Genomic DNA, 13,693 nt, shown 5'->3' with positions numbered 1-13,693 from the left:
GAATTTGCAGAAGTAGGCGTCGCGATAGAATATTTACCATATACAAAAAGGCACATCGTCCACGCAATTACGTCAGACAATACAATTCATTAATGGAAAGTAAGGAGTAGATCAGATGAAACGATTGGCATGGATTGATACGGCGAAAGGAATCGGTATTTTCTTAGTTGTTTGGGGGCATTTTTATGCAAGCGATACGTTAAAAATAATGATCTATGGTTTTCATATGCCATTATTTTTATTTCTATCAGGTTACCTCTATAAAGTGAAAGAAATACACTTTTTACCTTGGCTACGCAAGAAAAGTAAGCAGCTATTGTTGCCGTTTTTCCTCTTTCAAGCGTTAACTTTATTAGTTGTGAACGGCTTATCGCTAGTAGCATCTGGAGAGTTATATGAATCTCCAATTACGCTACTTACTCAGTTTTTTTACCTCGATGGAGATGTAGGATTTAATAGTCCGCTGTGGTTTTTAGTTGTCCTATTTAATGTAGAATTGATTTTCTATCTATTTAATCGTTTTATAAAAAAGGGACAGTGGTTGTTTATGCTAGGAATGGCTGTGCTATCGCTTGTAATCAATACAAATGAAGGAACACGAATTATCTTTGGATTGCATATTGTTCCACTGAGTTGTCTATTCTTTTATCTCGGTTTTAAATGTAAAGAATGGGATGTCGCTAATCGAAAGTTGTGGGATAGGTGGTGGTTTATTATATGCGGTTTAATGGGGTATTTATTTATTGTGTTTCATGTTAATAATGGACAAATTATTGGTTTTAGAAGTAATAATTTAGGGATGTTCTTTATTTTTGTGGTCGGAGCACTCATTGGCATTTTCATTTTTTGTTCAATGTGCAAAAAAATTGGGAAGTCAGATTTGTGGGGACGATTCGGGCGTCACTCATTATTCATTCTAGGCACGCATTATTTTTTCCTGATTCTTTACGCCCATCTGATTAAGATGATGACGGGGGAACTGGCTCAGCTCAGCTATCCCATATGGGCGACGCTTTGTCTTACTATTTTTGCTTTTGTTTTCTACACTATCTTTTTCAAAGGTATTCGAAAACTCGGAATGGCACAGTATTTTTTTATCAAATAATAAATAGATATGCATTTAAAGGGGAGAACATCACTTGTTAAAATGCTGAGGGCCTAAGACGCCGAGCTTCAAACGAAATAAATTTGGAATAAAGAAAGGTGAAGGAAAATTATGAAAATTACGACAATCGGTTTAGGTTATATCGGATTTCCAACGTCCCTCTTATTTGCGACCCACGGACATCAAGTGATAGGTGTGGATGTGAATAAAAACGTGGTAGAAATGTTGAATCAGGGGACGGTTCACATCGAAGAGCCTGGCTTACAAGAATTATACAAGGAGGCACGGACGATAGGTAATTTCCAGGTTTCAGAGACACCAAGCGCTTCGGACGCATTTATTATTGCAGTGCCAACTCCAAACAAGAATGATAGGCAGAAATCTTGTGACCTTTCTTACGTAGAGGCGGCGATTGAAAGCGTATTGCCTTACCTGGAAAACGGGAATCTATTAATTATCGAATCAACTATCGCGCCACGGACGATGGAAGATGTGGTACGCCCAATGGTTCAGGCGGCTGGATTTACGGTGGGTGTGGATATTTACTTGGCACATTGTCCAGAGCGTGTGTTACCGGGAAATATTGCGTACGAGTTGGTGCATAATCCACGTATTATTGGTGGTGTGACGCCTGCCTGTACAGAAAAAATAAAGAACGCTGTATAAAACGGTGGTGCAAGGTGCGCTGATTGCAGCTACATCGAGTGAAGCAGAACTGAGCAAATTGATGGAAAATACGTTTCGAGATGTCAATATCGGCCTAGCAAACGAACTTGTGAAAATTGGGATGGATCTCCAAATCGATGCTTTAAAGGTCATTGAAATGGCAAATTGTCATCCTCGAGTGAACCTACACTCACCTGGGCCTGGTGTTGGTGGACATTGTCTTGCTGTAGATCCGTATTTTGTTGCGGCTGCTTCTCCTGATTTCTCACCGCTTATTCAAACGGCGCGAGCGATTAACGCATTTATGCCAGAATTTGTGGTAGAACTCACGGAGAAATTGATGCAGGATGCACCAACAAAGAAAGTGACGGTTTTTGGACTCACATATAAAGGAAATATTGATGATATACGGGAAAGCCCGGCGATGGAGATTGTAGCACTACTAGAAGCACGAGGCTATGAAGTGGCGAAACATGATCCACATGTGGTGAGTGGTGATTTATCTATGAATGAGGCCTGTGTTGATAGTTCTTTGATTTTGGTATTAACGGATCACTCGGAATTCATTGATATTGCAAGTGAGGCGACTGCTAGAATGGCGATACCTCGCATGCTAGATACTAAAAATATTGTCAAAACGACGGCGGAAAATGTAACACGTATGCATTTGGGAAATGTACACCTTCATACGCCATTTAGGAAGACAGCTCAAATATAGGAACGAGGTTGAAAAGTATGCGTGTAGAGTTGCTAGGTAGCGAATTAGATACCTTGACGATGGAAACGACAGTGATGAGAGTGGATCGAATTATCCAAGCACGAAAGCCAGTCCAGCACGTGGTTATCAATGCTAACAAGATTAATTTGATGAAAAAAGATGAACGATTGCGAGCAATTGTGAATAGTTCGGCGCTCATCAATGCGGACGGTGCTTCGATTTTGCTGGCGGCAAAGATACTGAAGTTGCAAGTGCCAGAACGTGTCGCTGGGATTGACTTGATGGAAGAAGTATTGAAGCTTGCAGATAAACAGCGGTATCGCGTATTTTTCTTTGGTGCGACGGATGAAGTCGTACACAAGGTAGTTACGCAGAGTCTTAAAAAGTATCCGAATATGTCGTTAGCAGGATATAGAAATGGTTATTTCGAGGATGTGACGTCAGAAAAAATTGCAAATGAGATACGTGAAAGTAAGGCAGATATCGTCTTTGTCGCATTTTCAAGCCCGAGAAAAGAGTTTTGGATTCACGATCAGTTAGACCGCATGGATGTGCCATTTGTTATGGGCGTAGGCGGAAGTTTTGATGTGATTGCAGGAAAGACAAAGCGCGCGCCACTCTGGATGCAAAAAGTCGGGTTAGAATGGTTTTACCGTTTCATCCAAGAGCCAGTACGGATGTTCGAACGATATATAAAAGGAAATCTAATTTTCCTAGGACATATTTTACAAGCAAAAAAAGAAAGCAGGAATAAAAAATGCGAATCTTGATGATTGGACCAGATGCCAAAGCAAGGGTGGAATGGCAACGGTAATTGCGAATGTTAAACAATACTTTCACTCGGAAAAGCATGAAACAAGCTATTTGACTACATGGAAAGAAGGCTCGTTTATGACACGAGTGAAAGCGGCGATAGCTTCGGTTTTGCAGATTAGATCGCGACTTCGCCGTGAAAAGACTGATATCGTTCATGTGCATATGGCACAAGATGGCAGTTTTTTTCGAAAAGCACTACTCATTTTGCAGGCGAAAAAGGAATGTGCGGTGGTTTTGCATGTACATACCTCTCAGTTTGACGTTTTTATCATAATAGCGCCCCACTTATTCAAAGATATATTCGTTACATTTTAGGGGAACCAGATAAGGTTGTGGTCTTAAGTGAAGAGTGGGCGCATTTTTATAACGGGCTGACGAAGGTTCCTGTAAGCGTCGTTGAGAATACGGTCGAGATACCCGCGGTGAATACTTACAATCAGAACGCGAAAAATATTGTGATGTTTGGACGTATCGGCAAGAGAAAAGGAAGCTACGATATACTCAAGGGTGCATATGTTACCTTCCTATCACGAAGGGCTCCCAATGTCGATTTTAGAAACGATGGCACACGGTATTCCGAATCTGAGTACGACGGTCGGTGGTATTCCCAAGCGATTGAGCACACGAAAAATGGGAGGATATTTACCTTCATAAATGATGGAAAACGAAATTCGTAAGTCTGCCATGTTTCGTATAACTAGAAGACGAGCATCAAATAGCACGTATCTAATTTGGATTACTGGCATTTGCGTTCGCCATATATTTGAAAGACCGCGATTAATTAAAAAGCAGAAAAAAAAGAAGGAGAGATGCGAAAGATGAACAGCAAACTTAAGAAATACATAGTACTAATTATGATATCCGTTTTGTTACTAAGCGGGTTCCAACTACCAGTAAAAAGCGGAGAACAGGAGTACATCATCGCCGACTTATTCCCAGATCCCATACTTGCTCAAATCATTGCAACAGGATTGAAAAAGGAGAAGAGCGATCTCGTCACTAAAACGCAACTTAGCAAATTTGGCTCGCTTATCATTAAAAATCAAAAAGTATCAGATTTAACAGGAATGGAGAATCTGACGAATATAACAGGCCTACAAGTAACCAATACGGATGTAGCGGATTTAACACCGATAGCCAACATTTTATCATTAACAGACCTCACTCTCACGTATAACAAAATTATAGATATCACACCAATCCGCAAATTAACGAAAGTGAAAAATTTAAAACTACAAGGGAATGCGATTCATGACATATCTGCGTTGGCTGGCTTAGCAAATTTAGCGACAATTAATTTGTATGCTAACCAGGTTGTTGATATTCAAGGCTTAGAAAGTTTAAATAAAATAACAGCACTAGATTTAGGAATGAACCGTATTCAAAAGATAGAAGCGCTCCGTTCCTTAACGAATTTGAAGTCCGTCCAATTGAATTCGAACCTAGTGGAAGATATCACCCCCCTACAAGATCTACCTAACTTAGCAATTGTGGGCTTATTTTCAAATAACATACGTGATATATCTCCAACTGGTAAGATCAAAACATTGACGAGTTTGGACTTTTCAAGTAACAAAGCTTCGAATATCAGCAGTTTAAAAGAGTTAACCCAACTAACCTATCTAAAAGCGAACGACAATGGGGTAGAAAATGCAGATGTGGTGGCACTATTCCCCCAATTAACGTATTTAAATTTGGCAGAAAATGAACTAACGGCAGTTACGCCATTAAAAAATTTAACTAGATTAGAAGAATTAAATATATCGGAAAATCATATTTCAGATATCACACCATTGAACAATTTGCCCCAATTATTGAATTTTTACGCTACAAATCAACAAGTGGTGATAGCTACTACTTCACTAGGCGCAAGCGTCCCCTTTTCACTAAAAGATAGAGATGGACAAACACCAAGTATTTATACAAACGCGGCGTACAGTCTATCAGGAGATAAGCTGGCGTGGGATAAAGTAGGGATACAACAATTGTTTTGGAGCAACAACCAAGGCGATTTTAGTGGGCAACTGACTCAAGAAGTACGGGAGGTAAGCAAGGTGTTTTTAGATGAGTTTACGCTCAGCGATAAATACCTAACAGGAGTGTACAGTAATCCTGACATTGTCAAGATGAGCGTAGAAATAAATCAGAAAATCTATTACGGTGGGGACGTTATCAATAATAAGCTACGATTTTATGTAGACAATAAAATTAGCAAAACATCAGATACAGTTATTGTCAAAACCTATAATAAAAAAGGTGAAGTAATAGAGAACGTGACATTGAAAATCAGAGAAATTCCGAAAGATAGCGCAAAATGGGCGAATCATAATTTCTTATTCCTAGGAGATAGTATCACAATAGGCCTTCGCGCAAATGTTGCCTTTCCTAATATTGTAGCAAAGCAACTCCGCTTACCCACGATTCAGAACGAAGGAATAAGCGGGGCATCCGTTGCACAAAATAGCGCGGCACCTATCTCTATTGTACGTCGATTAGAAGCACTTGATACTTCCAACACAACAGATGTCGTGATTTTCGGTGGCACTAATGATTTTCAATTTAATACACCCATGGGGACGCCAAATAGTACAGATGAAAATACATTTTACGGTGCTTTAAATCAAATTGCAGAGAAACTAAAGGCATCCAATACAACAATACATTTTGTGACTCCTATGTGGCGAGCACGTCAAGTTGTAGGTGATGGCAAAGATTCAGATCTATATCCAAATAAATTGGGGTTATACTTGAACGATTACGGAACTGCTGTTAAAAATGTAGCTTCAAAATATAATGCAAGGTATTTAGATTTGTACAGTGAGAAAGCTGCATATGAAAATGATCTTCCTGATGGGCTTCATCCAAATAATAATGGCCAGTATTTCATTGGAGAAAAAATTTCTTTAATGTTAAATGAATAGATTTAGGAGGAACAAAGATGAAAATAGCCATGATTGGACTTGGATATATTGGTTTACCGACAGCAGTTATGTTCGCAAAAAACGGGCAAGAAGTGATTGGTTTTGATACGAATAAAGATGTTATCGCAAGCTTGCAATCCGGCCGCATTCACATTGAAGAGCCGGGATTACAGGAAGCATTCGAAGACGTGTTAGGCAATGGATTATTGCGCCCCGTGAGTCAATTAGAGCCAGCGGGTACGTTCATCATCGCTGTTCCGACGCCACATACGGAAGATCATTCGTGTGATACGAGATACATCCGTCAAGCGGTGCAAGACGTGATTCCGCTACTTGAAATAGGAAATACGATCATTTTAGAGTCTACTGTGGCGCCGAAAACAACGACAGGCGTGATTCAACCGATGCTTGAAGAAGCTGGATTTACGGTAGGCGTGGATGTTTATTTAGTACATTGTCCAGAGCGTGTGCTGCCAGGCAAAATTATGATGGAATTGGTGCATAATAACCGTATTATCGGCGGTGTAACACCAGAATGTACGATTGCTGGTGCGGTAGTATATCAAACGTTTGTACAAGGCGAAATGTTATTGACGGATGCTTCGACGGCGGAACTTTCTAAACTGATGGAAAACACGTTCCGCGATACGAATATTGCCCTTGCAAACGAATTAGTGAAACTGTCTGATGAGCTTGGTATCCGTGCATTAGACGTTATCGAAATGGCGAATAAGCATCCCCGTGTGAACATTCATACACCAGGACCGGGCGTTGGTGGTCATTGTCTCGCAGTTGACTCGCACTTCATTACAACGTCTGTCCTTGAAAAAAACTTCACTGATCCAAACGGCAAAAAGGATCAACAGTAGTATGCCTAAATACATTGCGGACGGTGTTGGAGCGATTACAAATAATACAGCGAAGAAAGTAGCTCTTCTTGGCGCGGCGTGGAAGTTCAGAGGCAGTAAGTTTATCAGATACGATTAGGAAAACAGAGCAAAAAAACTGCTGAAGTTAGATAATGTGTCTAGCTCCAGCGGTTTTATTTTGTTCATAAATATTTTTGGTGAAACACCAAATGTTCTTCGATGAAACTCGCAATAAAATAATAGCTGTGGTCGTAGCCGTCTTGCATGCGTAGCGTCAACGGATAATCTTTAGAATTCGCGATATTGGCTAGCTTCTCAGGTTGTAGTTGTTCGCCAAAGAACGAATCCCCAGTCCCCTGATCAATCAAAATGGGCGGCTGCGTGCCATCATGTTTCGCTAACAACTTCGTGGCGTCCCATTTCGACCAACTCTCCCGATCCGCACCCAAATACGCATCAAACGCTTTAACACCCCACGGAACCTCCATCGGATTCACAATCGGCGCAAAAGCCGAAATCGAACGGAAGCGATCAGGATTACGCAGTCCAATCACAAGCGCGCCATGTCCACCCATCGAGTGTCCCATAATCGACTCCGGACCAGTCAAACCAAACGTATCCCGCGCAATCCCCGTAAGCTCCGTCACGATATAATCATACATCCGAAAATTCCGCGCCCACGGTTCCTGCGTCGCGTTCACATAAAATCCAGCACCTTGACCCAAATCCCAGTCCGCATCATCCGCGACCGCATCCCCACGAGGACTCGTATCCGGCATCAACATTGCCAAACCAAGCTCCGCGGCTCTTTTCTGCGCCCCAGCCTTGTGCGTAAAATTATCATCCGTACACGTCAAGCCCGAAAGCCACCAAACGAGCGGCGGCGTCTCAAATTGTTCCCGATTCGGCAAAAACAAGCTAAACGTCATGTCACAACCGAGAACCGTCGAATAATGCCGATACTTCCTCTGAACACCGTCAAAACTCCGATGCTCCTCCAGCAATTCCAGTTTTTCAGTCATACGAAAGCACCGTCCGAATCGATTCACCGTTGTGCAACAAATCAAACGCCTCATTAATGCTCGCAAAAGGCAAGCTATGCGTAATAAACGGATCAAGCTGAATTTCACCCTTCATCGCTTGCTCCACCATGCCCGGCAACTCACTGCGCCCTTTTACGCCACCAAAAGCCGAACCGCGCCACACGCGACCCGTCACGAGTTGGAATGGACGCGTACTAATCTCTTTTCCAGCCGCCGCAACGCCGATAATCACGCTCTCGCCCCAACCTTTATGGCAACATTCCAGCGCCGAACGCATTACATCCGTATTTCCGATACACTCAAAACTAAAGTCCACGCCACCATTTGTCATCTCGACAATCACTTCTTGAATCGGTCGCGCGTGATCTTTCGGGTTCACAAAGTCTGTCGCGCCCATCTCTTTTGCCAGCGTGAATTTATCCGGATTCGTATCAATCGCGATAATGCGGCTAGCACGAGCTTGCACTGCCCCTTGAATAACCGCAAGACCGATCGCACCCAAGCCAAAAACTGCCACCGTATCGCCAGCTTGCACTTTCGCTGTATTGTGAACCGCGCCAATCCCTGTCGTCACACCACAACCGAGCAAACACGCTTTTTCGAGCGGCGCATCTGGGTTAATCTTAGCAAGTGAAATCTCTGGAATAACGGTGTATTCGCTGAACGTGCTCGTCCCCATATAATGATAAATCGGCTCGCCATTATAAGAAAACCGTGTCGTACCATCTGGCATCAGACCTTTCCCTTGCGTCTCGCGAACGGCTTGACAAAGATTCGTTTTCCCCGATGTACAGTATTCACATTCGCCACATTCGGCTGTGTAGAGCGGAATCACATGATCGCCAACCGCAACACTTGTCACGCCTTCTCCAATCTGGGTGACAATGCCACCACCCTCATGTCCTAAAACGGCCGGGAAAACGCCTTCAGGATCATCACCAGAGAGCGTATAAGCATCGGTATGACAAACCGCCGTATCCGTAATTTTAACTAAAACTTCTCCTTTTTTCGGAGCCTCTACGTCAATTTCAACGATTTCCAGAGGTTTTCCAGGCGCAAAGGCCACTGCTGCACGTGATTTCATAGTTTTATCTTCCTTTCGAAGTTCCTTTTTTATATACAGATTAAGTATACTACAGGTTTTAGAAGGATAACAATGTAAGGTGTTAGTGAATAACAAGAATAAAAGCTAGATCTGGTAAACATATCTCCAAAATTATATGAAAGATAATAAATGTTCACAAAACTTTAAAAAAATAGCGGGAAATATGGAGCGATACTAGGGATATCTGCATTTGTAAAAGCGAAATACATGCTACACTAGTTGAGTGAGTCAATGAAATCAGTTTCCCAAGTCTCATGTGCATTAATTGGATAGAGGATGTAACAATACACAAGCATAGTCTATCATATTCGGAGCTTTTAACCATGCTTATCAAAAATTTCACAAAGTTGTCATAATAAAGCACGGGAAACAGGAAGGATTGTGTTTTTTAATATATCGAAGCAAGATATCATGGAATATAGAAGAGAGGGGTTAAAAGGATGAAAAGCAATAAAATTAAAACGATAATCGCAACTATTTTTTTAATTGCTGTGGTGAGTATCTTTGCCACTGGCGGTTTAAAAGTAAATGCAGCGACGACAATGGAGAAAAAACTGTACACATTAGAGAATCCAACATGGATGAGAAAGCAAGGGCTGTCTAAGGGCATTGATCACGATCGTCAAGATTTAGGCGTGGTACTTCCAAAGAATGCAACGATCGAGATCAGGCAAACCAATACGAATTTCAAAGGGAATCTCACGCTAGAATTACTAAATGATGATAATCAAACAGAAAGTTCATATTCTGTTGGGAGTTCGTGGGTGAAAATTACGGCGAATAGTGAGGCTGTACCTTTCATCAAAACAACATTCACGACAGATGCACCAAGCGTAGAATATAGAGTAAGTGACACAGCCGTAGAATTACCAGTATTCAAGCAGGGAGACAAAGAGACGGATTTTTTTGAAAAATGGAATAAAACACAAGCTAGCTTTGGGTTAGTCAGCAATAAATACATCCAAATTTTAGTGCCGACAAGAGATAAAGCCTATTTGGAGAAAATGGATGATTTCTCGTCCATCAACGCGCTACTAGCTTACTACGACACGTTATTTGAAACTTATAATGAGTTAGAAGGGCTGTCTTTCACGCCACAACAAACGACGGATAAAAACATCGCAAACCGCTACTTTGCAAAAGCAGATAAACATGGTGCAGGTGCAGCTTACTATGGCGGAAATTATACTGCCCAGACGGCCGATTCGGTCATTGGTTTTTGGTTAAAACCAGGATGGGGGGGCTTGCATGAAATTGGGCATGGTTACCAAGGGTCATTCATGGGAGATACCACTTTTGGCACAGGAGAGGTTTGGAATAATCTCTATGCAGATTCCATGCAGAAACAAATGCTTGGAGCTGATTACTATAATGGCTGGCTCTACACTGGAAATGTAGCGAACATTGAACGTGCTTTTGAAACAAATACGTATACGGCAAAGGTACCAGTGAATAGTTGGCAATTGCGCGAAAAGCTATACATGTTAACGCTCATGAAAGATAAAGCAGGGGACAAAGCATTCACGCATTTCAACCAAGCTTATCGTGCGGCGGCGAATGCAAATACAGTAGGAGAAAACGGGCTACTGCTAGATTTAATCAGCAAATATTTTGGCGAAACGAGCCATTACGATTTCACCGCTTTCATAGAGCTTGTCCAAGGCTCGATGTCAGCAAATCAAAAAACAGAAAATCTATACTCTGGAAACAAAGCCGTTTATCCACTCGCATCCCTGCTTTCGGGAGACAATTTGAAAAAGGCGAGAAAAGACATCAAAGTCGACTCCAAATGGGGTTTAGTAAGCAACGATCAACTAAGCAAATACAAAATAACCAACACGATGAACATCCAATTCACAATCAATGATTTCACACAAATCAAAGGAAAAACATTGCGGATTAAAGATGGTTCGGATGTCGTTCGTGAAGTTAAGATTACGACGCCAACCGTGACACTTAAAAACATGCCAATTGGTATCTACTCATTAGATATCCCAACAGGAGTGAGCCGTTTTTACGAGCCATCGACGAACTATTTGGCAGTTACAGATCATGATACAAGCACATCAATCACGATAAACGAATTGCAAACATCAATGATCGTAGCACAAAAAATGGTATTCAAAGGATTAGGCGACGGTGTTTTTGCAATAGCGACAGTAGATCCTGAAAAAGGAAGCTTGGAACTTAACGTAACAAGCAGCGCACCGCATTCGTATTTTGCGAACGAATATGCTTCCATTGAAGTGTTTAACGAACAGGGACAGTCTGTTTTTAAGCGAGTAATGAATGGTAGTAACACAGAAACCGGCAAATTCCAAACGATAATTAAACCGGGCTATACAATTAAAACAATGCATAAAGAGCCTGGTCGTTTCAGCATTACTGGATCACCATCTAAGTTAGTGGCAGCAACGACAGAACAGACATTTAAAGTGACTAAATATGGTCTCGCAAACGATGTCACTGGTGTAACAGCCCAACATGCACTAACGAATTACAAAGCGAAATTGGTTGACCTGGCGAAGGCGATCAGCAACAATAATGCGATCAAAAATGAGGACTACGCGGCTTTAAAAACAAGCCTAAGAAAAGGAATCGCTTATTTAGCAGATACAGACACAGATAAAATCAAATATCAAAAAGACTACGCAGAGCTGTTAGCACTCAAAAATGACGACTCACAGAACCTCTTAGATGGCGAGAAGTTCCGATTCCAAATGAAAGGCTTAGGCGACTGGGAATTTGCGAACCTACGCATCAACTTAGACACAAATAAAGCAACGATCTCCCAAAACGCAGGCGAACCGCACTGGTATTTCGCAGGAACCTACGCCACAGTCAAAATTAACAACGCAAAAGGTAAAGAAATTTTCAAAAAGGAATTTAACGGACGAGGCTGGGTCGCGGCATCAGAAAATAATGTCGATATCGCAATCGGCGACTTTATCACGGTAACCCATCAAGAATCCGCTGGTCGCTTAATCGCAACAAATGAAAAGACAGGCGAACGCTATGCGGCTTATCAAGAAGCGACTTACCTTGTCACGACGGATGGTCTCAAAAAAGTAGCCGCGTCGAAAATCCCGACACCAAATGCAAATGAACTAGACGGACAAAACTTCCAATTCGAGTTCAGAGGTTTAGGTGACTGGAAATTTGCATCAATGGTGTTAGATTTACAGAACAAACAAGCAAAAATCACACAAAATGCAGGTGAACCACACTGGTATTTTACAGATACCTATGCATCGATTAAAATTCATGATGTGCGTGGCAAGCTTGTGTACACAAAAAACTTCAATGGCCGTGGAAATGTGCCAAGTTCTTTGGATAATGTGACCTTGGATCAAGGATACTACATTACGATCATGCATCAAGAATACCAAGGGAGACTACTATTCACGAATACAGCAACTAAGGAGGCTTATGCGACAAGCAAACAAGTAACTTATAAAGTAACCGCAGACGGCTTGCTAAAAGTAGCAGAAGATAGTATTCCAGCGCCAAGTCTTGCAGATGTTGATGGGGAAGTATTCACATACAAGTTCCTTGGATTGGGTAACTGGAATTTTGCTAATCTATCCTTAAACCTATCGACGATGGAACTGGCATTTGCGAAAAATAGCGGACAACCACATGTGTATTTTGACAAAAATTCACCGTACGCAACGATTCAAGTGAAAGATCAGGATGGTAGCGAGGTTTACAGCTACACGATGATTGGAAATGAAAATATGGGTGCAGTTCTGAAAAAAATCAAGCTAGAACAAGGATATTATTTGATTGTGAATCACTTGGAGGCTGCAGGTCGCTTGCAGATGAGTGTTGATAACAAAGCGCAAAATAGTTTGCCAAATCAAAACGTGTGGCAAATTGGCAAAAATGGACTGGTGAAAAAGACATTGTCAGATATCCCAATACCAGACCGTTTTACTAAAAAGAAAATATACAGTAACAATATTGATTTTGCTTTCAAAGGTCTTAGTGACGGTCAATTTGCAACGCTCAATCTAGACAAGGCGAAAAATATGCTACACTTAGATATTAAAGCTTTTCAACCGCATTATTACTTTTCAAATGCGTATGCGAGCGTCGAAGTTATCGATGAAACAGGAAAAGTCGTTTATACAAAAGATTTCATCGGAAATGTGACTCAAAAAGCAGAGTCATTAGATATACCAATAAAAGATGGCTATACAATCAAGGTCAATCACCAAGAACCAGGCAGGCTCTGGGTAACGGATAGTGAGACAAAAGTAAGATATACCATGCAAGCGCAAAACGAGTTTTTAGTAGTAGCGAATGGTTTAATAGGGCAGTAAAAATAGTAGAACTCTCCGCCATTCTGTCTAGTGTCAATGAATCAAGAATGGTGATAGAGAGCTGGAAATAACAACATGGTAGACAAAATAGTTCTTAAATAAATGTTGGGGTGGGAAATAATCTG

Annotated in this window: 9 protein-coding genes and 1 pseudogene; 8 read left to right on the top strand and 2 right to left on the bottom strand. The window is 41.4% G+C overall.

Going from position 1 to position 13,693, the window contains the following annotated elements:
* Positions 1 to 124: 124 nt before the first annotated feature.
* From PGRAN_RS13175 to PGRAN_RS13150, 7 genes and pseudogenes are all read left to right on the top strand, one after another.
* Positions 125 to 1,105, top strand: a complete 981-nt coding sequence (locus tag PGRAN_RS13175; RefSeq protein ID WP_206537374.1) for an acyltransferase family protein — start codon at positions 125 to 127, stop codon at positions 1,103 to 1,105.
* A 111-nt stretch (positions 1,106 to 1,216) separates the two neighbouring features.
* Positions 1,217 to 2,489: pseudogene (locus tag PGRAN_RS13170) on the top strand (nucleotide sugar dehydrogenase).
* A gap of 17 nt (positions 2,490 to 2,506) precedes the next feature.
* Positions 2,507 to 3,259 carry a WecB/TagA/CpsF family glycosyltransferase gene (locus PGRAN_RS13165; RefSeq protein ID WP_036067697.1) on the top strand — a complete coding sequence of 251 codons (753 nt, stop codon included), beginning with the start codon at positions 2,507 to 2,509 and terminating at the stop codon, positions 3,257 to 3,259.
* A gap of 31 nt (positions 3,260 to 3,290) precedes the next feature.
* Entirely contained in the window at positions 3,291 to 3,620 is a 330-nt protein-coding gene (locus tag PGRAN_RS15865; RefSeq protein ID WP_051998646.1) for a glycosyltransferase family protein, read from the top strand.
* A 17-nt stretch (positions 3,621 to 3,637) separates the two neighbouring features.
* A complete protein-coding gene (locus PGRAN_RS17350; protein ID WP_051998645.1) occupies positions 3,638 to 3,982 on the top strand; it encodes a hypothetical protein in 345 nt (114 codons plus the stop codon).
* Between the two features lie 141 nt (positions 3,983 to 4,123).
* Positions 4,124 to 6,226 carry a leucine-rich repeat domain-containing protein gene (locus tag PGRAN_RS13155; protein WP_036067695.1) on the top strand — a complete coding sequence of 701 codons (2,103 nt, stop codon included), beginning with the start codon at positions 4,124 to 4,126 and terminating at the stop codon, positions 6,224 to 6,226.
* Between the two features lie 17 nt (positions 6,227 to 6,243).
* Positions 6,244 to 7,095: a nucleotide sugar dehydrogenase gene (locus PGRAN_RS13150; protein WP_051998644.1), complete on the top strand. Its 852-nt coding sequence runs from the start codon at positions 6,244 to 6,246 to the stop codon at positions 7,093 to 7,095.
* Positions 7,096 to 7,277: 182 nt separating this feature from the next.
* Here the strand turns inward: PGRAN_RS13150 and fghA are convergent, their stop codons facing one another.
* The gene (gene fghA, locus PGRAN_RS13145) at positions 7,278 to 8,117 is read right to left on the bottom strand and encodes an S-formylglutathione hydrolase (RefSeq protein ID WP_277619719.1); all 840 of its coding nucleotides are present in this window, start codon (positions 8,115 to 8,117) and stop codon (positions 7,278 to 7,280) included.
* A complete protein-coding gene (locus PGRAN_RS13140) occupies positions 8,110 to 9,222 on the bottom strand; it encodes an S-(hydroxymethyl)glutathione dehydrogenase/class III alcohol dehydrogenase (RefSeq protein ID WP_036067693.1) in 1,113 nt (370 codons plus the stop codon). Before PGRAN_RS13140 ends, fghA begins: the two co-directional genes overlap by 8 nt.
* A 461-nt stretch (positions 9,223 to 9,683) precedes the next feature.
* On the opposite strand from PGRAN_RS13140, the gene PGRAN_RS13135 reads away from it, so the two are divergent.
* A complete protein-coding gene (locus tag PGRAN_RS13135; protein ID WP_051998643.1) occupies positions 9,684 to 13,568 on the top strand; it encodes a putative mucin/carbohydrate-binding domain-containing protein in 3,885 nt (1,294 codons plus the stop codon).
* Positions 13,569 to 13,693 lie beyond the last annotated feature (125 nt).

This window comes from Listeria grandensis FSL F6-0971 (genome assembly GCF_000525835.1).
Taxonomy (GTDB): Bacteria; Bacillota; Bacilli; order Lactobacillales; family Listeriaceae; genus Listeria_A; species Listeria_A grandensis.
The sequence above is the reverse complement of the archived record's forward strand: the minus strand, read 5'-3'. Positions and strand labels throughout refer to the sequence as shown.